Annotated in this window: 21 protein-coding genes and 1 pseudogene; 4 read left to right on the top strand and 18 right to left on the bottom strand. The window is 45.2% G+C overall.

The window, feature by feature from the left end; translation table 11 throughout:
* The gene (locus A8140_RS07615; protein WP_005427818.1) at positions 1–474 is read right to left on the bottom strand and encodes a hypothetical protein; all 474 of its coding nucleotides are present in this window, start codon (positions 472–474) and stop codon (positions 1–3) included.
* Positions 475–491: 17 nt separating this feature from the next.
* Positions 492–3,656 (bottom strand): response regulator, encoded by a 3,165-nt coding sequence (locus tag A8140_RS07620; RefSeq protein WP_169317548.1) that lies wholly within the window; start codon positions 3,654–3,656, stop codon positions 492–494.
* A gap of 448 nt (positions 3,657–4,104) precedes the next feature.
* Between A8140_RS07620 and A8140_RS07625 the strand changes: the two genes are divergently transcribed.
* Complete coding sequence (locus A8140_RS07625) at positions 4,105–5,643, top strand: diguanylate cyclase domain-containing protein (RefSeq protein WP_032999844.1); 1,539 nt, start codon at positions 4,105–4,107, stop codon at positions 5,641–5,643.
* A 52-nt stretch (positions 5,644–5,695) separates the two neighbouring features.
* Here the strand turns inward: A8140_RS07625 and A8140_RS07630 are convergent.
* Positions 5,696–6,125 (bottom strand): annotated as a pseudogene (locus A8140_RS07630) (hypothetical protein).
* Between the two features lie 255 nt (positions 6,126–6,380).
* Between A8140_RS07630 and A8140_RS07635 the strand changes: the two are divergent.
* The 3 genes from A8140_RS07635 (at position 6,381) to A8140_RS07650 (ending at position 8,158) form a co-directional block, all read left to right on the top strand.
* Positions 6,381–6,596: a DUF6434 domain-containing protein gene (locus A8140_RS07635; protein WP_005528323.1), complete on the top strand. Its 216-nt coding sequence runs from the start codon at positions 6,381–6,383 to the stop codon at positions 6,594–6,596.
* A gap of 3 nt (positions 6,597–6,599) precedes the next feature.
* Complete coding sequence (locus tag A8140_RS07640; protein ID WP_005528324.1) at positions 6,600–7,349, top strand: class I SAM-dependent methyltransferase; 750 nt, start codon at positions 6,600–6,602, stop codon at positions 7,347–7,349.
* Positions 7,350–7,768: 419 nt separating this feature from the next.
* Positions 7,769–8,158, top strand: a complete 390-nt coding sequence (locus A8140_RS07650) for an ATP-binding protein (RefSeq protein WP_005528330.1) — start codon at positions 7,769–7,771, stop codon at positions 8,156–8,158.
* A gap of 48 nt (positions 8,159–8,206) precedes the next feature.
* Here A8140_RS07650 and A8140_RS07655 read toward each other — a convergent pair whose 3' ends face one another.
* The 15 genes from A8140_RS07655 to A8140_RS07725 form a co-directional block, all read right to left on the bottom strand.
* A complete protein-coding gene (locus A8140_RS07655; protein ID WP_005528332.1) occupies positions 8,207–8,845 on the bottom strand; it encodes a sugar transferase in 639 nt (212 codons plus the stop codon).
* 10 nt (positions 8,846–8,855) lie between these two features.
* Positions 8,856–10,052: a glycosyltransferase family 2 protein gene (locus A8140_RS07660; RefSeq protein WP_005528333.1), complete on the bottom strand. Its 1,197-nt coding sequence runs from the start codon at positions 10,050–10,052 to the stop codon at positions 8,856–8,858.
* Positions 10,049–11,161, bottom strand: a complete 1,113-nt coding sequence (locus tag A8140_RS07665) for a glycosyltransferase (protein ID WP_005528334.1) — start codon at positions 11,159–11,161, stop codon at positions 10,049–10,051. Before A8140_RS07665 ends, A8140_RS07660 begins: the two co-directional genes overlap by 4 nt.
* Before the next feature lie 222 nt (positions 11,162–11,383).
* Positions 11,384–12,811 (bottom strand): GumC family protein, encoded by a 1,428-nt coding sequence (locus A8140_RS07670; protein WP_005528337.1) that lies wholly within the window; start codon positions 12,809–12,811, stop codon positions 11,384–11,386.
* Entirely contained in the window at positions 12,808–13,935 is a 1,128-nt protein-coding gene (locus A8140_RS07675; protein ID WP_005528338.1) for a glycosyltransferase, read from the bottom strand. Before A8140_RS07675 ends, A8140_RS07670 begins: the two co-directional genes overlap by 4 nt.
* A 92-nt stretch (positions 13,936–14,027) precedes the next feature.
* Positions 14,028–15,413 (bottom strand): O-antigen ligase family protein, encoded by a 1,386-nt coding sequence (locus A8140_RS07680; RefSeq protein WP_005528340.1) that lies wholly within the window; start codon positions 15,411–15,413, stop codon positions 14,028–14,030.
* A complete protein-coding gene (locus tag A8140_RS07685; protein ID WP_005528342.1) occupies positions 15,410–16,831 on the bottom strand; it encodes a lipopolysaccharide biosynthesis protein in 1,422 nt (473 codons plus the stop codon). Before A8140_RS07685 ends, A8140_RS07680 begins: the two co-directional genes overlap by 4 nt.
* Entirely contained in the window at positions 16,824–17,996 is a 1,173-nt protein-coding gene (locus tag A8140_RS07690) for a glycosyltransferase family 4 protein (protein ID WP_005528345.1), read from the bottom strand. The genes A8140_RS07685 and A8140_RS07690 overlap by 8 nt, the downstream gene beginning before the upstream one ends.
* A gap of 10 nt (positions 17,997–18,006) precedes the next feature.
* Positions 18,007–19,191 carry a glycosyltransferase gene (locus A8140_RS07695; protein ID WP_005528355.1) on the bottom strand — a complete coding sequence of 395 codons (1,185 nt, stop codon included), beginning with the start codon at positions 19,189–19,191 and terminating at the stop codon, positions 18,007–18,009.
* A 152-nt stretch (positions 19,192–19,343) separates the two neighbouring features.
* Positions 19,344–20,420 (bottom strand): glycosyltransferase family 4 protein, encoded by a 1,077-nt coding sequence (locus A8140_RS07700; RefSeq protein WP_005528358.1) that lies wholly within the window; start codon positions 20,418–20,420, stop codon positions 19,344–19,346.
* A complete protein-coding gene (locus A8140_RS07705; RefSeq protein WP_032999846.1) occupies positions 20,395–21,936 on the bottom strand; it encodes a sigma-54-dependent transcriptional regulator in 1,542 nt (513 codons plus the stop codon). Before A8140_RS07705 ends, A8140_RS07700 begins: the two co-directional genes overlap by 26 nt.
* A 210-nt stretch (positions 21,937–22,146) precedes the next feature.
* Positions 22,147–22,530, bottom strand: coding sequence for an Hpt domain-containing protein (locus A8140_RS07710; protein ID WP_005528369.1), 384 nt, complete (start codon positions 22,528–22,530; stop codon positions 22,147–22,149).
* A 12-nt stretch (positions 22,531–22,542) separates the two neighbouring features.
* Positions 22,543–23,232, bottom strand: a complete 690-nt coding sequence (locus A8140_RS07715) for an AAA family ATPase (RefSeq protein WP_005528371.1) — start codon at positions 23,230–23,232, stop codon at positions 22,543–22,545.
* The gene (locus A8140_RS07720; RefSeq protein WP_005528373.1) at positions 23,232–25,334 is read right to left on the bottom strand and encodes an SLBB domain-containing protein; all 2,103 of its coding nucleotides are present in this window, start codon (positions 25,332–25,334) and stop codon (positions 23,232–23,234) included. Before A8140_RS07720 ends, A8140_RS07715 begins: the two co-directional genes overlap by 1 nt.
* On the bottom strand, positions 25,331–26,185 hold the full coding sequence (locus A8140_RS07725; RefSeq protein WP_005528374.1) for an OmpA family protein: 855 nt from the start codon (positions 26,183–26,185) through the stop codon (positions 25,331–25,333). The genes A8140_RS07720 and A8140_RS07725 overlap by 4 nt, the downstream gene beginning before the upstream one ends.
* Positions 26,186–26,199 lie beyond the last annotated feature (14 nt).

Below are 26,199 nucleotides of genomic sequence, written 5' to 3' on the forward strand. Positions count from 1 at the left end.
TTATTTCTCCGAGCTTACTACGTAGAGGATCTGTGCATTTGACGGAAGGCTACTCACCGGTGCATAGCCAATGCGATTTGGCTTTTCTTTCATCCATGTCAAAAGGGCATCCATATCGGAATTGTCGATAACTTTGGGTGGGCGCGCTTTACCTGAGAATGACAAGCTTGCCCAATGCGCATTCATTTGCGCGACATTTTTATTGAGGAGGTATCGGTAGAACTCAGAGCGTTCCGATGAGGTATCAGGCCAATCAGAAAGCTCAATTCGTTTACCCTGCAGTCGTTTGGTTTTCCCTCGATATAGCTTTCGGGCTTTGGTGATGTTGAGTTCATCAAAATCTGAATCGAGAGAAAAAATAGCATAGCTATCTGCTGCCAAGGCTTCACTATCGAAGGAGATCAGCAATGCAAAAGCAATCATTGCGGTAGAGACAACGCTCAGCACCTTGTTTTTTAAGAAATGGGTATCCATGACCATTACCTTGCTCTTTAAATCACACTTTCAATTTGATGGAGAAGTTTTTCTTTTCTCACTGGTTTTGGTACATAGGCATCCATGCCAGAGTCATAACAGCGCTGAATATCGTCGTCTACGACACTTGCTGTGAGCGCGATGATAGGGGTCTTAGGCAGACCAGAAACTTTTTCGTATGCACGAATCTCTTTAGTTGCTTCGAAGCCATCCATCACAGGCATCATGCAGTCCATTAAGATGATGTCGAAGCTATTATCTTGTTGGAACATGTCCAAGGCGATCTGACCATTTTCAGCGATTTCAAATTGATACCCCGCCTTACTCAGTAGTAGAGAGGCGACTTTTTGGTTGACCGTATTGTCTTCAACCAAAAGAATACGCTCAGATCGGCTGGGTAATGGCGTTGTCATCTGTTCTTCCGGCATTTCTTTTGATTGAGTGTTGATTCGGCTGCTTATAGTTGAAGATACCGCGGGAGTTATTGCTACGTTCGATTTGCTCGCCTCAACGGCTTTTGACAATTTATCTTTTAATACCGCTGCTTTGAATGGTTTAGGCACGTAGTCATCCATACCGACATCGAAACATTTCTGTATGTCGTCATCCACGACGCTTGCTGTTAACGCAATGATTGGGATTCGATAGCCTCTATGAACCTCTTTTTCCAATTGGCGAATTCTTTTTGTTGCTTCAAACCCATCCATCACGGGCATCATGCAATCCATCAGAATCAATGCGTATTGATTTTTAGCGAACATCTCGACCGCTTCTTGGCCATTGGCCGCTAAGTCAAATTCATAGCCAGCCTTTGTCACATGTAACCCTGCGATTTTTTGGTTTACCGTGTTGTCATCGACCACCAAGATTTTGTTGTTCGCATTAGATGTTTCGCTTGCAGCTGCCTCTAGAGCGGTTTGACTGAATCTTACCTGACAGCTTTCAATCGCCTTGACTAGGCGTTGACCCAGAAGTGGCTGAGTAATGATCGCACTGACATTTTCACCAAAGTCAAACTGGTCGCTATGAAGGTGTCTAACAAGACAAATATGCACATTTTGAGCAGCTAGTCGTTGGAATGTCGCTTCGTTTTTCATCGCTGAATTTGGACGTGTCTCGTTGTAAATCACGATGACGCGTTCCTTATCGCTAATCCAAGCAGGAAGGGCGTTTAAGTGTGTTATCGATTGATGAACCGCAATCTGGTAGAAGCTCAGTTCATCACGCAGTATCCGTTCCATGTCTGCATCTTCACAAACTAACCAAAGTTGGCTTTCGCTGGCAGCATGCTTGGGATCAAAGCCCAAATGAACGATTGCAGGGGATATTTGGAAGAAAAATCGACTGCCGTGTCCTTTTCCAGATTCTAGTTGGATCTTGCCTCCCATTAACTCGACGAGCTGTGTACTTATTGCTAAGCCAAGACCAGTACCACCAAACTGGCGGGTTGTAGAGTTATCTTCTTGCGCGAATGGTTCGAAGATGTTCTTTTGTTGTTGCTCGTCGATCCCAATACCTGAATCCTGAACAGAAAACTCCATGACAGCGTTGGCGCCTGAGACGTCGTGTGTGGTAACAGAGAGATGCACGCTGCCTTTTTCGGTGAACTTCACCGCATTAGACATAAAGTTCATGATAACTTGGCGTAGACGGTGATCATCAATCATCAATCGATAAGGGGTATTGCGGCTAATGCTCACTTTAAGGTCGATGCCTTTTTCTTTTGCTTTCGGCGAAACAATAGATGCGATGTCGTAAATGGATTCGCGCACGCATGTGGAATGAGGGCTGATAAGTAGCATGCCAGATTCAATCTTGGAAAAGTCCAAAATGTCATTAATCAAGCTCAGTAGTAGCTGTGATGACGTCTCAATGGTGTCGACGTAGTCTTTTTGTGTAGCGGTAAGAGAGGTATCGGACAGCACTTCTGAAATACCGATAACACCATTCAACGGGGTACGTATTTCATGTGACATATTGGCAAGGAAACTACTTTTTGCTTTACTGGCTTTAATCGCATCATCTTTTGCTTGTTCCGCGTCTTCCTTAGCTTGGGTGAGTTTGACCTTGGCTTGCTCGCGTTCGTAACTCAACCGCTCAACTTCTTGCGCAAATTTACTTAACTCATCTTCGCCTTTGATTAACTCTCTTAGTGGAGATTCTTCGCTGTAGCTATCACGACGGAGAAATTCGAGAACCAATTGAAGGTTGTTGGTTACTTTACGTACGAGGCGTAGCGCTAAGCTAATCACCGCGATGGTAATGAAAGACATAACGCCAATGAACATCAAACGCTGCTGATTGGCTATGGTGATCGCTTGACCAACATCCGCTTTGAGTTGATTGGATATGTCGTTATCGACGTTTTTGAGCAAGGCTAAGCGTCCATTTAGTGCGGTTAATCCTGCTGCAACTTCAGCTTCTGGCAGGGTGCTGAGCGCTTCTTCGTTGAACAGAAAGCTTCTGAACTCTTGGCTAAGGACGAACACTTCATTGGTGAATGTGTCGATTAACAGTTCAACTTGTTGTTGGTTGGCGTTGAGAGTGACGAAGCGTTCAAGGAACAATTGTTGGTTTTTGACCAGAGATTCAATTTCGCTGCTGATGTCGGCATCATAAAATTGGTTTTGCTCAACGGAGTAAATTAGATATTGGCTCAGGCGGTTCTCTTCTTTAGACCAAAACATCAACCACTCGATTTGTATTAGCGCAGAGAGGTGCGCTTGGATTTCATAGGTGGCGTCATTAAACGGCACTTTTTCTAATGCGAGTAGGATCTGCTTGTAGGTGTCTGCTCGCCATTCTGCAATGTCTAGACGCTCATTCATGTCTGTTGTGGTCGTCAGAGATAAGCTCGCTTCTTCTAAGCTGGAAAGCAGATCGGCCATTTCTAAACCTTTGTCTGCAAAGATGCGCCTTGCTTCATTGTTAAGTGAGTGGGTGATGGATTTGATCTCTAATTCCCTGTCTGAAACGTCACTGTTGTTTGGCAAGTTATAAAGAAAAGAAACGTTATCCATATAGTCAGAAAATAACTGAGTCCTCTCTAGATCTTGCGCTTGTGTAGAGAGTCGATGAACTTGTTGCCCCGCGAGAAAGAGGAGGAGAGCAATGGGTAAAACAACTAAGCTAAACAACTTGTGCTTAACAGATAGGTTATTCCATGAAAGCGATCTGGCCACAGTACATACCCATATCCAATTGGTTGATATACAAGTGTAGGCTAACTATCTCAATTGTTAGAAATGTGGTAGAAAAATTGATGCTTGTACGGCGTAAAAGCTGTGACTCCTGCTACAAAAACTAGATAATTTAAGGGTATAGGCTATTTAATCTGTCAGTATAAGTCAGTTTTTATGCATAATTATGGTTTATTTAACATGATGATATTTATAAACAAATGTCTTTTGTTGAGTGAGTAAAATATTTTGTCGAATAAGGCCTGAAAATGGCTGTTTAGATACTATGGCATGGGTATAATCGCCCGATTTTCTTGTGATTGAGACTGTGCGCAGAACGTACTTGAAATTTTTTTGATTTAAACTTCATAAGGTCACAAGCTCAGGGCGGGGAAATCATTATTATGCAAATGAAAAATTTTGTACGGCTATAAATAACAATAACTAAACCATGAACATATCCAGAAGTCTTCAATCGGTCACAGTGCGGTATACCGTCCCGATATTCCTCATTGCATTATTCACTAACTTTACTTACTGGGCGTATCAGCAAGTCGGTGAAGCTCAAAGCCTTTCCAAATATCACGTCAAATCGGCAGAAATTAATCTTAGTACGATCATTGGTGGCTACCGTGATTTATTGCGAGCAATGAGTTCCGACCAATATTTCACAGAACCCGGTATCTCCTTACACGAGCGTGCACAGAGAGCAATGCCTTATAAACAAGCGTTTGACCTTGCGGGCATTGGTTTCAGTGATGGTGTAGGAAACATGGTGAGTACTCATAATGACAAAGTCCACTCTATTGCTCACCGAAAGTACTTCCACCAGGTTATTCGCACCAAAAAAACAGTCATGACTAATGTCCTCATCGATGTGTCTAACGGGCAAACGGTATATGTATTGTGTCGCCCAATGTTTGATAAGGGGGGCGATTTACAAGGTACGATATCTGCGTCCATTCATTTCTCTGAGATTCAAAAAGCATTGGATACAGAGGGAGAGAGCGACATTTATAGCGTGCTGTTAGATGAAGATCTTAACATCATCAGCCACTCTCGAGACGAGCATTACATTGGTGTTAACTTGTTCAACTACGGTCATGAAAAACTGTTTGACCGTGAAGAGAATTTAAAAGCACTAACGGGCTCCGAGAAGGGTGGCTTCTTTACTTACAGCTATCCTCTTGATTTATCATACGTTGAATTTACTAGGATAAAAGGTACGCCTTGGATTTTGCTTTCCAAAGCGCAATTTAGCACGTTACTTGGCGAAGGCACATTGATGTTTGGTGCAAACGTGTTGTTGATTATTGCTATCTATGTCGTGATCACACGTTTGATGGGTAAGCAAGTGGTGGGTCTAACACAGCCGCTTGACCGATTCTTGGAAGAGAGTAAGGTTGTGTTTAATGACGCTTCTATGGAATTAAAAGAGCATTTCGAGCAAGTAATTAAAGCCAGTCGCAATGGTGTATTTTGCTCACGTAGTGGGTTACTAACCCGTGAGTACTTCCTGCGAGGTGCAGAGAAATCATTAGCACTTGGCAACACACCTGGAGCCTGTATTTTCTTGGATATGGATAACCTCAAATATATCAACGATACCTACGGTCATCTAGCGGGTGATCAAGTCCTCGCATTATTTGTAGCGGTATTGAGAGAGAGCTTTGGCCATAAGCGTGACATTGTAGGTCGATTTGGCGGCGACGAATTTGTGGTATTGACGAAAGAGTTTAGGAACAAGCGGGATCTTGAACTCAAGCTAGATAGCTTTCTTGAAAAGCTACAGAGCACCGCCGACCGTCTAGGTCTCGATATCAACTTAACCGCATCCATTGGTGTTGTTATGACAGATAATGCTGGAAGAGACATAGAGACCTTATTGCACTGTTCTGATATGGCAGTGTATCGAGCCAAGCAATTGGGCAAAGGACGATATGCGTTTTATCACGCTTCGATGATAGAAGTACCGATATTCAATGAGTGAAGAGGGAGGCGAGAAGCCTCCCTTTTTAATGCGCTTTGCTCTTGGAGGAGAATTAAACAGAGACCTCTCGAGGCTGTATTTTTAGTACATAAATGTCATGCTCACGAACAGGTGTAGAGCGAAACACGCCGCAAGCATTGGCCATGCTGCGAAGAAAAGTAGGCTGTGGAATAGATCTAGGTACTTAGCGAACGAAGAGAAATTCGAGCCCGCTTGTAATACGAGAATCGCAAGGTAAGTTAGGTTCTGCCAAAGCCCAGCCATAAATACTCCGATGAAAACTAACTTGGCAATACCCAGCGTGACAGAAAAGCCACTCGAAATATCTAAACCATAGAAGCCAGAAAATACCTTCGTAGAATGTTCGGGCACCAAAACTTTATCCAGCGCCTACACAATAGACACTAGTGCGATACTGATTTGCAATGCCAGTAGAGCTATTCCCAACTGCTGTTGAACTTTGGGTGAAGTGATTGTTTCATTTTCAGTCCTTCAATAAATAGTGGTAGACCCTAATTGCAGACCGCTTTAGCGAAACTCTGATTACAGTACGATCGGTAAATATTTGAGTCTCGCACCCGTTTTGTTTCCCCAGTGCAATCCATAAATCATTGGGATATGAGCCTATCGGCAAAAATGAAGTATTCATTAGCACCAAGTAGATGCGAGTAATAAAAGATGACACACTCTCTTGTTGGACAAGGAGTTGCGTATTAAAGTCATGTAAGGAAAGTTAGATGAGTAAAGTTGATTGGCATAAAGACCCTATAGAAGACAACACGTTAGTGACTTCCTCTTATAAGAGTACTCAGAATGTACGTCGCTACTTCAAATCGAAGTGTGGAGATAATTTCGCGTTTGATCGCGGCTTCATGCAATGGATGAAACAAGCAGAGGGCATAACCATGGGGGAAGCCGCAAAAGAATGGTTACGCAGACAGGAAGCAAAGTAATTTATGGGTAGCTATCAATACCGTTTAAACAACGATTTCTTCAATTCATTATGGACAAAAGCGGCAGGTGAGCTCTACCCAGCGAACTTACAGCCTTACAGCAGTTGTACTGTCGAGTTACTCGAGCAAATACAAGGTAAACTCATTAACAATAAACCTAGGACTGTATTGGATTTAGGCTGTGGAGCTGGTGGTTTTAGTCGCTGGCTTAACCAAGCGTTAGATTGCTACGTGTTAGGCGTAGAACGTTCTGAATTCGCAATTGAGTACGCTAAGCACCATATACAAGAGGGTTCAAGCGTCGAGTTTTCTGTTGTGGAATTTGAAAATTTATCGCGTCTTTACAATAGGTTTGACTGTGTTGTCAGCATCGACGCTCTACCATTTGCAAAAGATGAAGACCAATTGTTGTCAGATGTTCATCGCTTACTCAATAAGGATGGTCAACTGATTTTCACTACACGGGAGCCTCTAGAAGCCTCGCCTAAATCGAAAAAGCTGGGCTGCGCATGGCGTTCAACGCTAGAAAGAAACGGATTTGAATTAGTTGAAGCGATTGAGCGAAAGGGTGTTTCTGAATTTTGGCATGCCATTTATCAAGAATGGGTGGGCAATGAAGTTCAATTAAGGGAAGTATTACCCAGCGAAGTTGTCGACGGCTTGATGTTGGAAGTGGAGCAGGTTGGCTCTCGTTTGTTTGACGGACGACCTTGGTGGTTGATTCACGCCAAACGTATCCCCAAGGATGTGTAGAAAGACGAAAAATGAATATTGTAGAAACGTTATCTGAACAGTTGAGTGAGATTGGATACCCAGAGAGGCGAGTGTGCACGGGCCTGGTGAGAGCGAACTCTGCCGGTGATTTTCGAATTTTAGACAGCAAGCAGACTTCGCTTTTGAGCAGTGTGAAACATTGCTGGCAGAGCGTGATTGGGCATTAAGCGTTATTGCGTTTGATTGGGCCTACAGTAAGTGTTTTTTGAGGCTCAATAAATGCGCGCGCATTCTAGTTTTAAATGCGGCAGGAGGGAACAAAAATTAACGCTGCGGGGTAATTATTTACTTAACTGAGAGCAAGATTGAGAGAGTAGATGAAGCTTCTATTCGCTTTGGTTCTCTTTTCTATAAAAATCGCGTACAGTTTGCTGGTTTTCCACTAACATCACACCATTATGCCCAACGCAAAACTGATCCTAATTCGTGGCTTACCGGGCTCTGGTAAGACGACGCTTGCTAGGAAGTTGTCCAAGCAGTTCAAAGCAAAACATTTTGAAGCTGACATGTACTTTGAGAATCAAAGTGGTGAATACGTATTTGATGGTACAAAGCTGACTGATGCCCATGAATGGTGTTTTCAACAAACGCGCAAGTGGTTAGGTAAGGGAAACACAGTGATTGTTAGTAACACGTTTGTACGTCACTGGGAGATGAAGCGTTATCTTCAGTATTGTGAGAAAAAGGGCATTGAAGTGGAAATAAAGGTGTGTCGCGAAGAATATCAAAGTATTCATGATGTGCCACTGGTGACGATTGAAAATATGCGTCGGCAGTGGCAAGAGTAACGTTTCACCTATGTCTTCCTTTTTGACTTCCGTTCTATCTCGCTAACCTTACTGTCCTCGACCATTGATCATGACGACGAGCGTTTTGCTCATGATCGAAATATCCATCGAAATCCAAGAATTAAAAGAACTTAGACTTAATGCATAGCTGTGGTCGAAGCCCACTTTGCGGCGAACGTCCTCAATAGACGAGTCATAACCTTGGTTGACTTGCGCTAAGCCAGTGATACCCGGTAATACGCCGTAGGTACGTTCAACAAAATAAGGAATTTCATCTTCTAGTTTTTGATAGAAAGCAGGGCGCTCTGGGCGAGGGCCAATCAGAGACATTTCCCCTCTAAGAACATTGAACAATTGCGGTAGTTCATCCAGGCGCGTCTTGCGTAGGAATCGACCAACAGGGGTTATCCGAGGGTCATTTTCGCTGGCCCACACCGCTCCTGAGCACTGTTCAGCATCGATGTACATGGTGCGAAACTTCATAATTTCGAACAAGTCCATTTTCTCTGGTGTGCAGCGACCAACCCGAAGTTGACGATAAATGACTGGGCCTTTTGAATTGACCACAATGACAAATGCAATCATAAGCATAATTGGTATCGTCGCCAACAAGATGAGTAGTGAGATAACGACGTCGAAAGCGCGTTTTGCTAAATGAATATTTGAGTCGTAGCGTGAAATTTTCATTGTGTTTTCCTTAATGATTAACGCGCTTCCAGCGGCCATTTTCCATACCAAGTAGGTAACTCAGTCCGCCTACAAAGTTTGCTATGTGTCCAACCACCATGTAGTTGATCAACTTGAACGGCTTAAACAAATTGAATACTGGTATTAAGTAAGTGATAAACGCCACTAAGTAGACTGCCAACTGTCCGGTTAACAGAAGTTGGAAAGTGGGGTACTCAATGAGCAAAATAGAACTCGTCAGGCACATAATCATTAAGTAAGGGGTCGCGAGACGCAAAACCTTTCCTGACAAAAACGCAAATGCGATCCAACGGTAACGAGGTAGTAGCAATCTTTTTAGCTTCAAGAACTGTTGCATATTGCCTGCGGAGATACGTAGGCGACGTTTGAAGTCAGAATCATCGGAGCTCTCCTCTAACTCAATCGCGAGCATCTTTGGTTCATAGACAGAGGCATAGCCCTGAAGCACGATACGCATTGGTAAGATAAAATCATCGTTGATGACCTCTGGCTCTAAAGGTGTGAATAGGTCGGTTCTAAATGTGTAAAACGCGCCGTGAGAACCGATGGTCGAGCCGATCAATGACTCTTTGAGTTTCACTTTAGATTGATAACGCCAGTAGGCTGCTTCACCTTGATTTTGGGTAGACATAATTTGGTAAGTTGCATTGACCACACCAACGTTCTCGTTTTGATAGTGCTGGCTGGCAAGCAAGAGCGAATCGCAAGATACAAGAGCAGAAACATCACTCAGAGCAGTGATCTCAGAAGTAACATTTTCCATCTCTGTGTTGATCAAGCTTACTTTACCACGGTTATTTTTATGGTCGTGCACGATGAACAAGGTATCTGCGCAAATCGCTTCTTGGATGGTGTCTTGTGCGATCTCTGCGGTGTTATCGGTACAACCATCACAGGCGACGATGATGGTCAGCTTATTTCTGGGGTAGTCTAAGCTCGCTAGGTTACGAATCTTTTCTGCAATCCATTGCTCTTCATTGTACGCTGGGACGATCACCGTCATCGTTGGAAGCGTGCAATCGGCTTTTGAAGCTCTATAACAACGTTCTTTCCCCATTTTTTTTGACGTTTGACGTCGCTTGCGACGAGCGGATAACCAATTCAAAACCAATGGGTAACCGACGTGATGATAGATGATCAGTAGCGCAGACAAAACGAAGCCGATTGTCCAAAGTAGATCGATCATAAGCTCTCTCCTTGAGCCAGAGTCGCATAGCGATTAACCATAGTTCTAATGTCAAAGTGCTTAAGAATGTGCTCCCTAGGAGAGCGAGGTGGTGACGCGAGTTGTTGCGATAGGGCGTCGGTCAACATTGGCACTTGGTTTGGTTCTACGAGTGTTCCTGTGTGAGGAGAAAGGGTTTCTCTAACCGCACCAACATCACTGGCTATACAAGGCACACCACACGCCTGCGCTTCAAGTGTGGAAAGAGGAAAGCCCTCTTGAAGTGACGGTAAGCAAAAGAGGTTGAGGCTTTGGTAAAAACGCGGCATATCATCGACCAAGCCAAGAAAAGTCACTCTGTCTCGGATGCCCAAGTACTGCGCTTGCGCTTCAAGCAACGATTTTTGGCTTCCGCAACCTGCAATTGCAAGGTGGGTATCTTTGGGGAGATGGGAAAAAGCTTTGATTAGTATTTCTTGGCCTTTTACCGCTTCCAAGCGTCCAGCCGTACCGATAATAACCTTGTCTTTGGGTAGAGAGAAAAATGTTCGAGCGGCACTTCTATCGCCATCAGTAAACTTGTTGCAATCTATGCCATTGTGGATGGTGTTTACATTGCGATAGCCTAATTTATTGATGATTTGTTTTGCAACAAAGTCGGCATCGGCTGCCACTTGTGGCTTAAGCGCATTCAACAGAATCGACTGTAATCGTGCTGCTTTTTTATTGTTTAAGTGCCATGCATCGTGTTCCGTATGGATTAAGGCTTTCACGCCATTAAGCCGTGCGGCGATGCCTCCGTATAAAAGCGGGCCAATGTGATGCGTGTGAACGACATTCGCATTTAATGCCTTCAACTTGGCGCTCAAAGTTCGAATCGTAGTGAGATTGAAACCAGCAGGCTTGTTCAAAAAGTGGAGTTGGGCTTCAAAGCTCTCTAGTTTCTCCCAATGGTTTAGCGCTGTTGTTTTACTTCCCTCCAAGCTGATAACAAAAACTGAATCTTCGGGTTTCGCAAAGCGTAGCATCTCTAATACCAATGTTTCTAAGCCTCCGGGAGCTAGATGTTGAACGACGTGAACAATCACGTTGCCCAGTATTGGTGATTCTTGTGTACCTGAGTTTTCCATTCCTGAGCCCTCGACGTATCGCTATCGCTCAAACGTTGCAGGGGGCATGCCAGAATTTAAGTATCGACTAAACAATGGCTTATATTTAATTGTTATAAAGGTTCAAATTGGAAAATCGATATTCCTAATTTGAGATTCAAAATTGATAGAGGTGAGTTTGAAGTGAAAATGCTCAAAAAAACACTCTGAAGAGAGTGTCCTAGGATTAGTCAAAAAACAAGGTCAGAATATGACTTTAGGGATGGTGGTGATGACAGGAGCGCCAAGGTGTTTTTCCAATGCTTTGCGAGAGCGAATAGAGTTATCTGCCAGTTCTGCAATGGTGGCAAGGCCAATGCCTAAACCTGCCCCCCCAATTAATCCAAGAAGAACAAAGATAATAGCAGGTAAGTTAGCTGGCAAGGTTGGCGTGTAAGGCTCATCGATAACTTTCACGCGTTTGTTTTCTTCAAAAACACCTAAAGATCCTGTCAATTGCGCCATCTCGTAACGTTCAACCAGATCATCATAAAGTTCACGCTTTACAGCGACATCACGAGCAAGTCGATTGATTTCTGTTGCTGTGCTACCAAAGCGATTGGCGTCGCTTTCCAGCTCTTGGATCATGTTTCTTAGACTAACCGTTTCTTCTTCCAAAGATTCGTAACGGCCGCGCATGATTTGCAGTTGGTGGAGTTGAGATACAAGCAGCGGTTGAGCATCACCAATCGTGCTTATGGTCGCTGTACTTGCAATATCCCAAAGTTGGTCACTGTTCATTTCCGGCTGTTTTGAGTTGAGTAGCACTGAGCGCTCCTGTTCCAGACGGTTCAACTCACGTAGCTTACCTTGCACTAAACTGTGTGCTTCTGTGTATCGTGCACGCAATAGAGTGAGCTCACTTCGAATCTCGATAATTTGCTCTTCAATCTTACCAATCACCGGATTGGTCTTTGAAAGTTGCTGGTCTAAACTACCAAGGCTACGCTTGACACCCGCTAACTCGGCTTCCTTCTCTGCCAACGTTTGTTTTAAGCTGGCGAGACGCGTCAAGCTCTGTGCTTGCATCGCTGGTGTTGCATGAGAATAAGCGTTTTTGTATTCAGCAAAAGCTTGTTCCGCTTTGTCCAATTCTTCACGGCGTTTATCAATGTGAATAGTCAAGAAGTGGCTAGAATCCTTTATTGATGAACGCTCTGGCGCTAAGAGCTGTTCGACAAAGTGATTGCTGACAGAGCCTAACACCGCTTCCATCCCTTCTGATTGGCTGCTCGTGAGTTGGATTTGAATGAAGTCCTTACCGAGTTGTTGAACCGTTAAGCGATTGGCAAGGTCTTTTATGATGAACTCTTGTTCGCTAGCGTCCATTGTATCGTTGATCAAGCCTTGTTCTTTGGCGACGGAATATAGTACATGACGGCTTTTGAGTAGGGTACTCAAAGCACTCAACCGGTCTTTCAACATTGTTGAAACTGCAAGGTCTTCAAGGAATGGGTTCATTTTGGCCGTTTCTTGGATCAGCATGCTGGTGTGAGCCACATACTTAGTCGGCACTGCTTTACTGACAAGGAAGCCCAAAATAGGCAGCACTATCATAGGGATTACAATCAGGTAGCGGCGTCGCCATGCGCCGTGCAGTAATAGAGTGAGGTTGTCTCTTAAATCGCTCATAACGCCCTCACTAATCGCTCAATTTGGTGCGCTCTTGATTCCCAGCTTTGTTGTTGAATGAGCGAGAGCGATCCTTCGGGTGGTGGAAGAAGGTGATTCAAGCTCGCACACACATCCTCAACGTCCGTCACGACATGTATCATGTGTTCGTATGGCTTAAGGGCTGGGAAAGGTGTGCTGATCACAGGAGTGCCAGTCGCAAGGTATTCCAGTAGTTTGAGTGGGTTGCAAGCTTGAATTTGGGCATTATCTACAAAAGGTAACCAGCTTGCATCCCAATGCTGAGAATAACGTGGTAAGTCATGATGAGCTCTCGCCCCTAGGTAATGAACATTGCTTCGTTGTGGTAAAGGGTTGTGAGGAAGCTCATTAGGGCCAATGAACACCAAATCCCAATCTTGCGCTTGCTTTGCCACTTGCTCAACCAATTGATAATCTAACCACTCCGACAAGCTGCCGTAAAAGCCGAGCACTTTTCGGCCGTTATTAGGCATGTCTTCTGCTTTGTCTACCGATTTTGAGAACAGGCTGAAGTCTACACCATGAGGTATGGTGACGGTTTTTTCGTTAGGAAAGTTAGCCGCCAACCTTTCACTGGCCGCAAGAATAATGTCCGCACAATCAATGAGTTCTGTTTCATGCTCCAATACAGTCTGATGGTCTACTCCTGCCAATGCACCAAAATCATCACCGCAGTAGTAGACAATGCCTTTCGCACTCATTTCTTTACAAATATCCACGGCAGTCGGAAGTGACGTCCAGAAAACGGTGTTTTGAAAGCCAAGCTCATGGAGTTTTTTGCTTAGTTGGCATTTCATCATTTGAGTTGCAACTTTACGTGCCCATGCAGAGCGGGGAGCGGGGATGGTAAGCAAGGTTATGGTGTGAATATCTGAGTCATCGTGGTGACTAAACGCGGTTTGTGGTTCGTCGTCTTTTTGCTTTACTGAGCCAGACAGTTTGGCAACTAATCGTTTGGCGTCTTTTGTGGTCGGTGTCGGTTGTCTAAGGCCAATAGAATTAACCCAAAGAATACGATGATTCTTTGCTAAGTGCTTTATCAGATGTTGAGTGGAAGAGGGTAAGCCACCGAAATCTTCTCCAAATACTACAATATCTGTCATCGTTCTCTCCGTGAGCCAATTGTGTTGTTGTAACCCAAGTCGTATCACGATGTATGCCAATGGTTTAAATCTATAAAAACCAATCGGTTATGTTATTTTTGAATTTGAGAATATTCCGCTTTCTCATTTTGACAGTCAGTTTGAACGATGCGACTTATCACTATGGTGAGCGCTGCAAGGATGTAAATTGGCCAAACAAAGCCTTGAGTGAGGAAAGTGCCGGATACGATGGTACCGATAAGGCCGCTTAGTATGGCATTTGCGCCAACAGACAGAGTAATGTCTGACTGTTTAGTTAGAAGCGAGATGGAGCGTAAGGATGTTTTAATCAAAGACACGATTAAAATAATGAAAACAATTAGACCAATAAACCCGGTTTCCGCTAGTACACCAAACCAAGTACTATGGACTGCGTGATTCATACCGTCCCAATGGGAGCTATAGAAAAAGTAGTTATAGTAGAAATTATCCAATCCTACGCCGGTTAATGGATTGTCGAGTGCCATTTTGAACGCCGCTTCCCATGCGTACAAACGCCCCATTGCAGAGGCATCAATACCAGCTTCTGCTGCACCACCAGATGCACGACCATCAATACCAGCGACTACATACAGTGATATTGCCGCCACTACCGTGAGAATAAGCACTAATGTTTTGTACCTAATATGCTTGGAAGCAAAGTAACCAAAAACAGAAAGGGCACCTAGCAGGCCCCCTCGACTCTGTGTTTCGATAATCGACAGAAATAGAATAAGGCAAGTCAGTAACGCAAACCCTCTTATCCATATTGATGAGCGTTCCTCTACCAGTTGACTAACCGTGAAGGCGAGAGGGAACAGTAACACTAGAGCTAAGTCATTTGGATCGCCAAGCATAGAACCGAATGAACGGCCAATCGACACGCGAGTGCCCTCGACCAGATCGATGCCATTGCTCGCATTATATAGTGCGACTAACCCCACTAATAAGCCTGCAACCATGATTGCTTTAGACATTTGTGCCAGTTGTTTAGGGGTTGTGATAATCCATGTCACCGCCAAGGTCATTACAATTATTTTCCAATAGCTATTTATGAATTCAGCCATTGCGATTCCACGTCCGGGAGAGAAAACGATGCCAATGATTACAAGTGCCCAGAAGATAAACAGCCACGTTAACGAAGGATGCCAGAATACGGTAAGCTGACGACTGAACAATAGGTGAAAAGAGAGCGCTCCTAGCGCACCGATTGAAAGTAGCAGAGGAATTTTAAAGTTATAGATAGCGGGGAAGGCTTCGTGAATCCGAAAGAAGGAAAAGATCACGAACAAGGTGACCAGCCAAAAGGTTTGGTTGAGAACTAACAAAATAACAAGCGGAGCGAAGCAGATGGCGACGATGAATATTGGATGAGGCACCACTAACCATGCCGCTGCAATAACCGCAGTGATAGTGGTTGCAGCGGTGATTTGTGAGGGTCTCACATCCTTGGTATTCATAACGACACTCTTTTTGCTTCAGCCCTTAGTTTATTTAAAAGGTTGGTGCGTGTACTCCTGCGGATGAATCTGAAGGCGACACCTGCAAACAGTACGCACGTCAAAACGCAAATGGCGATTGCCCCCCCGATGGATTGAGCAGAGTGGAGCAGGAACAGTGCCAGACCAGAGATGATATGTAACGCGACCATTAAACTGAGTTGGAATGGTAAGTGTATGCATTGCTGCCCAATGATGAACGTCATGACCAGCTTGGCCAATTGTGCATAGTAAAGCGCAATAAATACGCCATAAATACCTAGGGAAGAAAGCACAAAGAGTAACGTTATAGCGATACCTGCAGCGGTAATATTGATGCCTAATAACCAACGCGTTCTGCGTTTGTATAAAATGGCGATATTCAGTAGTTCACTCCATTCTTTAAGCATGGCTATCGGCAAGAGGAATAGGGTGTAAAGTGCAGCTTGCTGATACGTATCAGGCAAAAAATGATTGATCACAATGAAGGCAAGTGTCGCGGCAAGCACACTCAGTACTGCAATGTAGATTATACCGAGATGGGAAATTCTCACCGCTTCCACACCACGGCTCCGCTTCAAGTACGCGAAGCGTCGCGGCATCCACCACATGCCAAAAGGTTGAACCAATATACACATGCCAATAGCAAACTTCACCGCGATCGCATAAACACCAAGCGTAGCCAGTGATGCATTAGCACCAATAAACCAACGCTCAGCACCGTTAATACAGAAAGCGACTAGCGCCGACATCATGACCGGAATGCAGTAATGCAGGTGTTGTATCGCCAACGTCAGGTCAGGTATAACGACCTTGTACTTATTGACGATGTGTAACCAGATGAATTGAATCACGGCAGCCAATAAGCCACCGAGCAAGACAGAAATGACGTGAGGATAAATTATCAAAGCAGCAACAATGAACACCACCTGAAGAGCAGTGGTTGTTACCATCACACACAATAATGTTTTGGCTTTGTCATCTTGCATGCGTAGCCAAGCTGTACCGATACCAATGGCGCCTTCCAGAATAATTGTGAGCATCAGCACGATGAACTCGAACTGAGAAAATGGGCTAGGGATCGGCGCGACTAAGATGATAAACAGCAACATTAAACCAACCACTGCAGCAATCGTAATGGACAACGAGTAAAGATGGTTAAGCATGGCAACTTGTTTTTCTCTGTCTTTTTCCACTCCGGCGAAACGATACAACGCTTCATGCATTGCCATGCTTGCAAGTAGGGCTGTAACCACGCCGAAAGAAGTGAGTAACTCCAGTTTGCCCATTTGCTCTGGTGCCAAAAATTGCGGAAGTACAGGCAGCATAATGAGGCTAATGCTTTTATTGATCACCAACGCAACGGCAAAAAGTGACATGTTCGTCATAGCTTTAAGCATGGTCGTACCATTTAGCTTTGTCACGCTTCTTTACGCTTTGTGGTTCTTTACTAGAAGGGTCTTTGCAAAGCTGTTGAGTGACCGAGAAATAGCAACGTTCAGCGGTATATAGGCTCGCAACATTCAAGGCTTCAAGTCCCATGGTGACTTTCAGCCATGGTGATTCATTCAAAAGAACGATCGCGTTGTGCAGCGACGCTGCATCATTCGGTATGTATTTAAAGCAGTTTTTACCGTGTGTTAGCACGCGATCCCAGTAACTGTCATCCTGAGGAATAACAACGCACATGCCAGCAGCTAAGGCTTCTAGTATAGATAGACCAAACGGTTCATTGATGCTGGTTGATACAAACACACCACACTGTGCGCGAAGCTCATCTAAGTTGTTTGGTGACTCGTGCCATTCGACGTTTGGGTGAGTAAAATCAGGCTCAGAGCAATCCACGCCTGCTATGTTGGGCTTGATATAACAAATGATTGCATTAAGGTAAGTCGCTTCGTCTTGCTGCATTGCTTCGAGCAGTAAATCAACATTCTTCCATTTCAACAAACTTGCTGCCCAAAACACACGCTTGGAAATTGGATTCGCTTGCTTCGGTGTACGCTGCGAAGAAAGCCCATTCACGAAGGAACTTGCATTTAGCGTTGTCCAGTAGCGCTCTACGGCAGGTCTCGGCTCTTTTAGGTAAGCCATAAGCGCATTAATCATTGAATCGCGGGTATTGGCTAGGTAATGAATCGCATGGGCTTTTACCAAGCAATAGCCTGAAGTACGTGAAACGCCGACTGGTCCGTGAACCATTTGAACGATAGGTTTGCGAGAAAGTAAACGAAGCAGGTACAAAGGCATGTCGTTGTTTGGCGAAGATAGACCCATAAACCAATCAAGCTTGGGTAGCTTCAGTGTAACCAAGAAGAGCTGGATTAAGTAGAAACAGTTCATCAACCAATAAGCGATACCATGATGTGACGTGATGGGTGAACATTTGATCTTAAGCACCTGAACGCGAGGATTGGAGCGAAAAGCAGCGGTCCAATGCTCTGGGTGCGTTGTTGCGAGATAGCTAATGACGTCACGCTGGTCGCACTGTTTAATCAATTCAGCGTTGGCAATTTTAGAGCCGCCTTGCATTGGAATTGCGTCAAACATCAAAACACGTTTCATGGCTAGCTCCTTAGTTGATGTTTAACCAGCGCGAAATTGGTTTCATGCAGTGGCTGACAGGCATGGATGTCAGTTCTTTCTGCGTCAGTTCATCGCGGTAAATGTCTTCAATTGCTTTGACTGAGGCAGAAACCGTCAGATGCTGATTCGCGTGTTGATGCGCATTTTCGGCTAGCTTATTTCGTAGCGGCGCATCTTGAATCATTTGCTGAATTGCATTTAACAGACTTGCCATACCGTGATTAGCGAACAATAGAGCACTGTGGTTGTGTTCAAACAATTCCGGGATGCCACCTGTTTTTGGTGCGATGATTGGTAACTTCGCGAGTGCCGCCTCACCAAGAACGAGACCAAATGCCTCTTCGTAAGCTCCACTGATGAAGGCATCTACATTACCTTTCATCCAGTCTCCGGCGTTATGTTGTTCCCCAACAAAATGCACACGCTCCTTCACACCCAAATCAACGGCTAACTGCTTCAGCGAGATACTTTCTTCACCGTCACCAACAATTACCAAGTGTGGATTATGTTGATAGTAGTTGTGCATACGCATGGCTTGGATTAAGCGGTCAAAGCCTTTGCGTTTAATGAGAGACCCAACCGAAATAAAGGTAAATGCTTGGTGCGGAATGCCCAGACGATCTCTGACATCGATAGGTGCATCGTGACTCTCCAATGACACGCCGTTATGAACGACATGGAGATGTTCTTCAGGGTAGCCATCTTTGAGAATCTCGTGACCAACGTCTTTACTCACACAAATCAATTTTGGAGAAAGGTGCAGACCCAGTGAGAAGCGGTCAAGCAAGGTGTAGTGGCAATGAAGTTGCGTTACCAAAGGGATGTGATTCATTCGAGCAGCTAGGCACATCCATTGGCATGGGCCACCGCTGTTTACGTGGACAAGGTCAATGTTGTGGTTTTCGATCAAGGTTGTGCCTTGTTTGATCAAATCGTTCCAGCCACTGATATCCCATCGTGGCGTGTTCCATCCGCCAACTAGACTGAAATCGGAATACTTTGTCACGATACCTAATGATTGGCACCTCTCGATGAGTGGCGCGCAGTTTGACCAAACGAAAGGCTGGTACTGGTTGCTGTCGATGTTTGAGACAAGGTTTAACAGCACTCTTTCGCTGCCGCGAATCCAATTGTCCCCGTAATGCACATAGAGAATGCGTTTTGGGTTAGTCATATGTGTTACCTCGGTCAGCCAATCTGTTTTAATTAACCGTTGCAACCGAAATGCCAAAATATGCTATTGGTTTAAACCTCTGTTTTTGCGTGGGAAGTGGGGAATAAAGAGAATCTAAGGTGAAGACTTCTCAATTTGAGAATGGATATGCTTCAAGTAGGGTTCGCAATTTGGTAGCGTTCAATAAGAACAGGAATGATGCAGCTAGAGGAGTAATGAGCTTTGATCGTCTCAATTGCGTTATGACGCAGTGAATACTGTTCGCTGTTGCTCATGCCTAACCATTGATTGATTTTGCCGATAAGTGAGTCGATGTTGTGAGCGAGGAATCCATTTCTTCCATCTTCGATGAGATCGGGCAGTCGACCAACTTCCAGGCTTATCACGACAATGCCACGAGCCATAGCCTCCAATGCTGCCATTGGTAACCCTTCATAACGGGATGAAATCACGAGGACACTGATGTTGCTCCAAATAGCATCCATGTCGCTTTGGTATCCGTGAAATATGACATTAGAAGGTGTATTTTCAACCAATGAGCTCTTTTCAGGGCCATCTCCGTAGATAGAAAAAGGGTGGTCGGGAATGTGTCGCGCGACTTCCATAAAACGATCTGCGCCTTTCTCGTGACTCAAGCGGCCTACAAAAGCGATTTCTTTATAGCGGCAGTGGTGGTTGGGAATGGAGACAAAATTACTAAGCAATTCTGATTGAGTAGGGAGCTTGTGTTGTATCGCTTGGCTAACCGCAAAGCAATGATCGGAAAGACGAGCTGAGTGTCGGTCAAGCCAGTCGTACAGCCAGACTCTCCCTTTGGGCGTCTCGCCGGCATGAAAAGAAGAGATAAGGCGGGGGAAGGCACGCGTAAAGAGCTTCGCACCTCTGGCTAGTAACGCTGATTTGTATCCGTGAGTGTGTATAACGCTAGGTTGGTGTTCGGCTATCGCACTGGTCATTTGTTTAATTGGGATATTCTTGGAACGTTCCGATTTTGGACAGAGGTGCCAGAGGTAACTGAAGGGAATGTTGGCATGTTCGAGTTTTCCAACCAGTGGTGCGGGTGGTGAGTATTCTGACACCAACACCACTCTTACATGAACATGCGACGCTTGTAGTCCTTTGCTGAGTTCGATAACGTGACTTTCGATCCCTCCAAACACACCACTATCCAATAGTATCCAGACTTCACCCGCAATGGGGACCTCAAGATTGTTTGAGATTAGCTTCATCCGCTTCCCAAGCTTGTTTTTTGCGATAGACCGTTGAGGGGCTGAGTTCCAACATCACCGCAGCGTTAAGTACGTTTCCATCACAGTAAGCAATTGCGTTTTGAATCGCCTCTCGCTCGACTTTCCACATCGGACGAATGCTGCCGTCTGAATTGAAATAGACTGAAGCCCTTTGTACTCCAGAGATAGTTGGTTGGCTTTCAGGCTCAGAGAAAGAATAGGCGGCGCTTGTTGGCTCTGAGGTTGGGGAGGCTTCATTCTGCACGGAGTAGGTTTGTTCGGTAATGAAGCTTGTTTCCTCTGCGCTCTCAGCATTCGCAGGCGATACAGAAGGCGTCTTTTTCGGCTTACGAGTCAGTTGAACAGGCAAGTGAATTAGCGTTACCTTATCGTCATCATTTAATACAACAATGGTACGAATGATGTTTTGTAGCTGGCGAACATTCCCTGGCCAGTCGTAGCTCTTAATGACATGCTGAACGTCGTTACCGATGTGTTTGAACTTCTTCTTATCTTGTTTGGCATAAGTGAGCAAAAAGTGCTTCGCTAGCATGACAATGTCACTGCCTCTTTCTCTTAGCGGCGGCATGTCGATGGGGACGACATGAACGCGATAATACAAGTCTTCACGAAAACGACCTTCTTCTACCTCTTTCAGAGGGTCTCTGTTGGTTGCACAGATAATACGAACATCGACTTTCATCTCTTTGGTGCCCCCGAGAGGCGTGTAGGTTCCCGTTTGCAGAAAGCGTAATAACTTTTTCTGCATCTCTAGCTCCATTTCACACAGTTCGTCCAAGAATAGTGTGCCACCATGAGCAAGGGTCGCTGCACCTTTACGATCGATGGTAGCGCCAGTGAAAGCCCCCTTTACATGGCCAAATATTTCGCTTTCCATCAAATCACGAGGGATAGCGCCGCAGTTAATTGCAATGAATGGCTTGTCTCTGCGATCACTTTGTCGGTGAACCGCTTCGGCACACACTTCTTTACCTGTACCACTTTCACCAACGATAAATACGCTAGCTGAGGTCGGGGCAACTGCATCAATGGTTTTGTAAACCGCCTGCATTGGAAGACTAGAGCCAATAAATCCGTGATAGTTGTGACGATCGAAAGTCGATTGAATGTTCTCGACGAGATTTTCTAGTTTGGCGCGTTTTAAATGCAAGGCAACGGAGGTTTTCAAACGATCTGCCTTGATGGGCTTTTCTAGGAAATCTTCTGCGCCTTTCTGGATCAGGTTGACGGCTAGATCAACGCTACCATGCGCCGTTGCGATGATGACAGAGGTTGGAATCTCATTCTCATTAATCCAATCAAGAACGTCTTCACCGGACATGTCTGGAAGTTTTAGGTCGAGAATAATAAGTTGTGGTTTGTTGCTCTCAATGAATTGAATCGCCTCACGGCCAGTTTCAACGTGAAAAATGTCGTAAGGTTCATCTTTGACGTACTGCTTATAAAGTATGGCTAGTGAAGTAGAGTCCTCTACCAGTAACACCCTTGGTCTCATAATCCTTTCCCAACTTGTATAAATTGTTGTTTTAATCCGTTAAGTCGACTTGAGATTCATGCAGTGATGATGAATTCAATTTATTACCTCAAGCAAGTGGCTTGTTCGCGCTTCTCATTTTGAGAATCTTTATATTTAAGTATTAGCACACACAGTGAGGATTGCTGAAAGTTCTCTATTTTTAGTGGATTAAATTCGTTTTCTTCCTGCTTAGTCTTCAAAACCTTGCTCTTTTCTTTGGTTTAACGCGAGAAATGATAGTTCTGCAAGTTCTGGTAATGATTGGCAGAGCTCAAAAGCGAGATCGGTGTCGCCTTCGACACAATGTTTTTCTATGGTACGAGCGTGTCGTGACAGAGTGCGGTTACCCAGCGCGAGGGCCGAGCTGCCTAACGTATGCACCTCAAACTCTATCATTTCTTTGTCTTGGTTGCTTAATGCTTGCTGGATTTTTTCAACGCGCTCTCGGGACTCTTCAATGTAGTGCTCTATCAACGTGGGCATGACCCCCGCACATGTGTCTTTGATCATTTGTTGGAGAATCAACTCGTCGACCAACTCTGCCTCTAATGCTGTGCCTGTTTGAGTATTCATAGTGTGCGCTCCCTATAGGGTAAACAATTCACTGTTTTTGATTTGTTCAGATATTTTGGCTTTGAGCTTTTCTGGCACAAATCGTAGCTTTTTGACCTGGCGAAGGAGCTCATCTTTGAGGTCAGCGTTGTGTTTCATGTTAAGCACCGCGCCCAAGAGATTGGCATTACTTGTCTCTAATAGTGCTTTGGCTTGATCAATTTGGCTGGTGGTAGTCGAACCATAGCAAGCAACTAATACACATGCATTGCAGACTCCGGCAACTACTTGTGCCGGAATATTGCTTCGGTTCATGCTAAGCAGAGGAGAGGTGTCAATCACCACTCGATCGTATTGTTTGAGCCAAGCCTCGACGGCGTTGCGTAGCATTGTCGGATCTCGGTAAGCAAGCTGTGTACTTGCCAAAGCTGGGACTGTTAATCCTACTAATGTTTGATGATCTTCTTTACGAGCGATCAATTGTCCCACTTCCTCACTGTCTTCATCGAAGGCATGTACCGTACTATAAGCGGGCTTAAATAGGTTCAAGTCTACATACAGGGTTCTATGTCCGGCTAGAATTAAACGTTCCGCCAATGCGGAAGCGACAGAGGTTACGCCATCTTCAGATTGGCAAGCAACCACACAAATAGACTTATAACCTTTGAGCTCACTTTGTAGATAGATTTGCTCAATCTCGGCATGTGTTGCAGGAATGGTCATTACAACGCTCCTATCAGTACGATGGTGGTGGTGATTTGCAGCAAATCACGCAAACCAGCACGAGCTTTTTCGGCAAAGCTTTCATCTTTATGCGGAACGTAAATTGTATCGCCAGCTCGTATCACAGGTAGTTCGTAGATGTTTGCAGTCTTGCTGAATTCAGCCAAGTTAAAGACTCGAGCCTGACCTTGGCAGCAAGACATGTTAACCACACTGATTTTCTCGACATAAGCGCTGTCACTGGGTCCACCAGCTTCGGCGAGTATGTCGAGAATCGTCATGTTGTCATTAAAAACATAACGACCCGGTGAGTGAACTTCCCCTAATACGCGAACGGTGGATTCTTTCGAACGGTCTAACCAGTTCCTATCTTTTTCTGGAATGTAAATCGTATCGCCTGGGCGAACATCTGGAAGAATGGATTCATCACCCGTTTCAAAATAAAGTGATAGGTTGAGCTTGCTGACTTTGGCGTAGCCCAATCCACGGTGTGTCACTCTAATATTGTGAATGTCAGCATCCTTTGTCGGTCCATCCGCTGCTGAGAGAATGTCAAGGAAGTGCATCTCAGTCGTAAAGCGGTATCGACCTGGTGCATTGATCTGGCCAAAGACGTAGATTGAAGCATCAGAGCTTTGACTCACCCACTGCGATTTGTTGTCGGATGGATCGTCGGGAAGCGCGTGTACACGAACCACAGTACCAGCGGACACTCTTGGCAGTTTAGAATGCGGTGACCCCTGAAGTATGTATTTGTCTAAATCGAACTTGGTGACTTTGCCGTTGTTAGATACTTCCACTTTGCTGGTGTCTGCGCGGCGAGTAGGGCCGCCAACATGAGCGATCAGGTCTATTAAATCCATTTCGTCCGACCATTCGATGCGCCCGGGACGAACAACTTCACCCATCACCGCAACGGCGCGACTCGGCGCGACTTTGAGCCAAGATTTTTCGTTCATATCTGTCTTCTCTGGGACAAATATCGCATCGCCCGGACCTACTGCGGGTACGCGCTGATTCGACAGCCCTTCGGTATGCGAAGTTAGATCGAAACTAATCACGCCACCGTCGGCTTTAATGACGCGGATTTGGCGAGATTCAGCAAAACGTGTCGGACCGCCTGCATTGGCGAGAATGTCCATAAAACTCGCGCCTTTTTTACCTTCATAAGCGCCTGGATGAGCAACTTCACCCATGACATAAACCACGTTTGCACCGGCTTTAATTTCTTCTTCTTGTTTTGGTACAAAAATGGTCGTGCCGGGCAGAACTTCAGGCAGTAAGCTTTGGTCGCCCGAGTCTAAATAGCGCTTAAGATTAAACATGACGGGCGTGTTATTAGTGATCACGCGGATCTGTTCCACACTGGCGTAACGAGTAACACCGCCGGCACGCATGATCACGTCAACGAGCGTCGTATTGGGTTTGTAAGTGAATGAACCGGGTGCATTCACTTCACCAAACACTTTAATGGCACGGGCGGAATCGGCACTGTCACCAGAGTTTGCGAATTTCGCTGCATCGAATTCTTGCTCGATATTCCCAACTAGAGGGGATGCAGGGACGAAAAGCACATCTAAAGATTCTAGAGCTGGTAGTTTGGAATCATCGCCAGTATCGAGAAAAAGTTTATAGTCGAATTCTATGCTCCTGTTACCGCGCTTGACGATGATTTTGTCCAATTGAGCCCCGGCCCGCATACCTCCTGCTTCATAGAGGAACATTTGAATGTTGGAGCCAGAAGGGAGTGTGTATTCTCCTGGTTTGACCACATAACCTTGCACGGATATGAGTAACTGTTGCTCCTTAACGAAGACACGTACGTTGTCCACATCCCTAAAAGCCGTTTTGAGGTTATCTGTAATCACATTTTGCAGCTGGGCTTCGTTGTAACCAGCTACAAATATCGGCCCAATCTCCGGCAAATTGATTCGGCCACGTTTGTCGACTTGGAAGCCTTTGTTAAGAGAAGCTTCACCGGGTAGGTTGATTTGCACTAAATCACCGACTCTAACCACGTCATTTTCATCAGCCCATGCAGAGCTCATCGTGGTGATGATACACAGCATAATCAGGGAGATAGTCGCTTTGAGGAATCTCATAATGTGCCTCCCATGTCCATTTCTGCGCTGGTGTCAGATCTCGCATTAAGTACTTCAATGCTGACACGGCGATTGGTTAACCGCACTGCGGGTGTTTGTCCGTCGTAAAGAGGCAGCGTTTCACCCACGGATTTCGTTTGCACACGGTCAGAGGTAATGCCAAATACGTTTAAATAGCGTTTCACTTGTTCTGCTCGATCTTGCGCTAGCTTTTGATTGTATTCTGGCGTGCCGGTTGCGTCAGCGTGTCCGGTTACAACCAGTGAAAGAGAAGGGTGGTCACGTAGGATATAAGCTGCTTCTGCAAGGTGCCCCATGTATTTAGGGTTAATCTCTGCAGAATCGATGGCGAACTGGTTATCCACGTTCAGTAGATCATAAATGTTGGCGACGATGTTGAGGTCGCTGCGTAGCGCTTCGATGTCTTGCGGTGGCTTACAAGTGGTTTGAGATAGCACATAGTCCAATTGGAGCTCAAGTTGGTTGAGACGACGACGTTGAATTACGATGTCGTTGGCGGCATCCAATAACAATCCACCTTCAAGTTCACGAGCAATGCGATTTTGTTTCTCAAGTGCTTGAACGACCGCTGCAGGGAAGCACCAACGAGCACCTTCTTGGATCAAAGCATCTAAATGCAACTTGGTTAGTTGCCAGTCGAAACGCAAACCATGTTCAGGGCCAAGAGGTTCGTCTGGCATCACAGGTGAAAACTGATAGTTCTCGATGGAGATGTCTTGGTAATTTTCCGCCATGCCACCCTTGCCATTATCAGGGTAGTCAAATGTCGAGCAACCAAACGTGCCGACTACAAGACTGCACAACACGCTTTGTCGTAAGAGTTTCACCATGCCAACCTCCGTAT

Source organism: Vibrio campbellii CAIM 519 = NBRC 15631 = ATCC 25920 (assembly GCF_002163755.1).
Classification (GTDB): domain Bacteria; phylum Pseudomonadota; class Gammaproteobacteria; order Enterobacterales; family Vibrionaceae; genus Vibrio; species Vibrio campbellii.

What these genes read in the sequence shown, in the direction of transcription:
- A8140_RS07725 (WP_005528374.1), bottom strand. Translation starts at nt 26,185, where the DNA reads ATGGTGAAACTCTTACGACAAAGCGTGTTGTGCAGTCTTGTAGTCGGC.
- A8140_RS07670 (WP_005528337.1), bottom strand. Translation starts at nt 12,811, where the DNA reads ATGAGCGATTTAAGAGACAACCTCACTCTATTACTGCACGGCGCATGG.
- A8140_RS07700 (WP_005528358.1), bottom strand. Translation starts at nt 20,420, where the DNA reads ATGAAGCTAATCTCAAACAATCTTGAGGTCCCCATTGCGGGTGAAGTC.
- A8140_RS07650 (WP_005528330.1), top strand. Translation starts at nt 7,769, where the DNA reads ATGCCCAACGCAAAACTGATCCTAATTCGTGGCTTACCGGGCTCTGGT.
- A8140_RS07720 (WP_005528373.1), bottom strand. Translation starts at nt 25,334, where the DNA reads ATGAGATTCCTCAAAGCGACTATCTCCCTGATTATGCTGTGTATCATC.
- A8140_RS07715 (WP_005528371.1), bottom strand. Translation starts at nt 23,232, where the DNA reads ATGACCATTCCTGCAACACATGCCGAGATTGAGCAAATCTATCTACAA.
- A8140_RS07660 (WP_005528333.1), bottom strand. Translation starts at nt 10,052, where the DNA reads ATGATCGATCTACTTTGGACAATCGGCTTCGTTTTGTCTGCGCTACTG.
- A8140_RS07640 (WP_005528324.1), top strand. Translation starts at nt 6,600, where the DNA reads ATGGGTAGCTATCAATACCGTTTAAACAACGATTTCTTCAATTCATTA.
- A8140_RS07690 (WP_005528345.1), bottom strand. Translation starts at nt 17,996, where the DNA reads ATGAAACGTGTTTTGATGTTTGACGCAATTCCAATGCAAGGCGGCTCT.
- A8140_RS07685 (WP_005528342.1), bottom strand. Translation starts at nt 16,831, where the DNA reads ATGCTTAAAGCTATGACGAACATGTCACTTTTTGCCGTTGCGTTGGTG.
- A8140_RS07665 (WP_005528334.1), bottom strand. Translation starts at nt 11,161, where the DNA reads ATGGAAAACTCAGGTACACAAGAATCACCAATACTGGGCAACGTGATT.
- A8140_RS07675 (WP_005528338.1), bottom strand. Translation starts at nt 13,935, where the DNA reads ATGACAGATATTGTAGTATTTGGAGAAGATTTCGGTGGCTTACCCTCT.
- A8140_RS07655 (WP_005528332.1), bottom strand. Translation starts at nt 8,845, where the DNA reads ATGAAAATTTCACGCTACGACTCAAATATTCATTTAGCAAAACGCGCT.
- A8140_RS07695 (WP_005528355.1), bottom strand. Translation starts at nt 19,191, where the DNA reads ATGACTAACCCAAAACGCATTCTCTATGTGCATTACGGGGACAATTGG.
- A8140_RS07705 (WP_032999846.1), bottom strand. Translation starts at nt 21,936, where the DNA reads ATGAGACCAAGGGTGTTACTGGTAGAGGACTCTACTTCACTAGCCATA.
- A8140_RS07710 (WP_005528369.1), bottom strand. Translation starts at nt 22,530, where the DNA reads ATGAATACTCAAACAGGCACAGCATTAGAGGCAGAGTTGGTCGACGAG.
- A8140_RS07635 (WP_005528323.1), top strand. Translation starts at nt 6,381, where the DNA reads ATGAGTAAAGTTGATTGGCATAAAGACCCTATAGAAGACAACACGTTA.
- A8140_RS07615 (WP_005427818.1), bottom strand. Translation starts at nt 474, where the DNA reads ATGGATACCCATTTCTTAAAAAACAAGGTGCTGAGCGTTGTCTCTACC.
- A8140_RS07680 (WP_005528340.1), bottom strand. Translation starts at nt 15,413, where the DNA reads ATGAATACCAAGGATGTGAGACCCTCACAAATCACCGCTGCAACCACT.
- A8140_RS07625 (WP_032999844.1), top strand. Translation starts at nt 4,105, where the DNA reads ATGAACATATCCAGAAGTCTTCAATCGGTCACAGTGCGGTATACCGTC.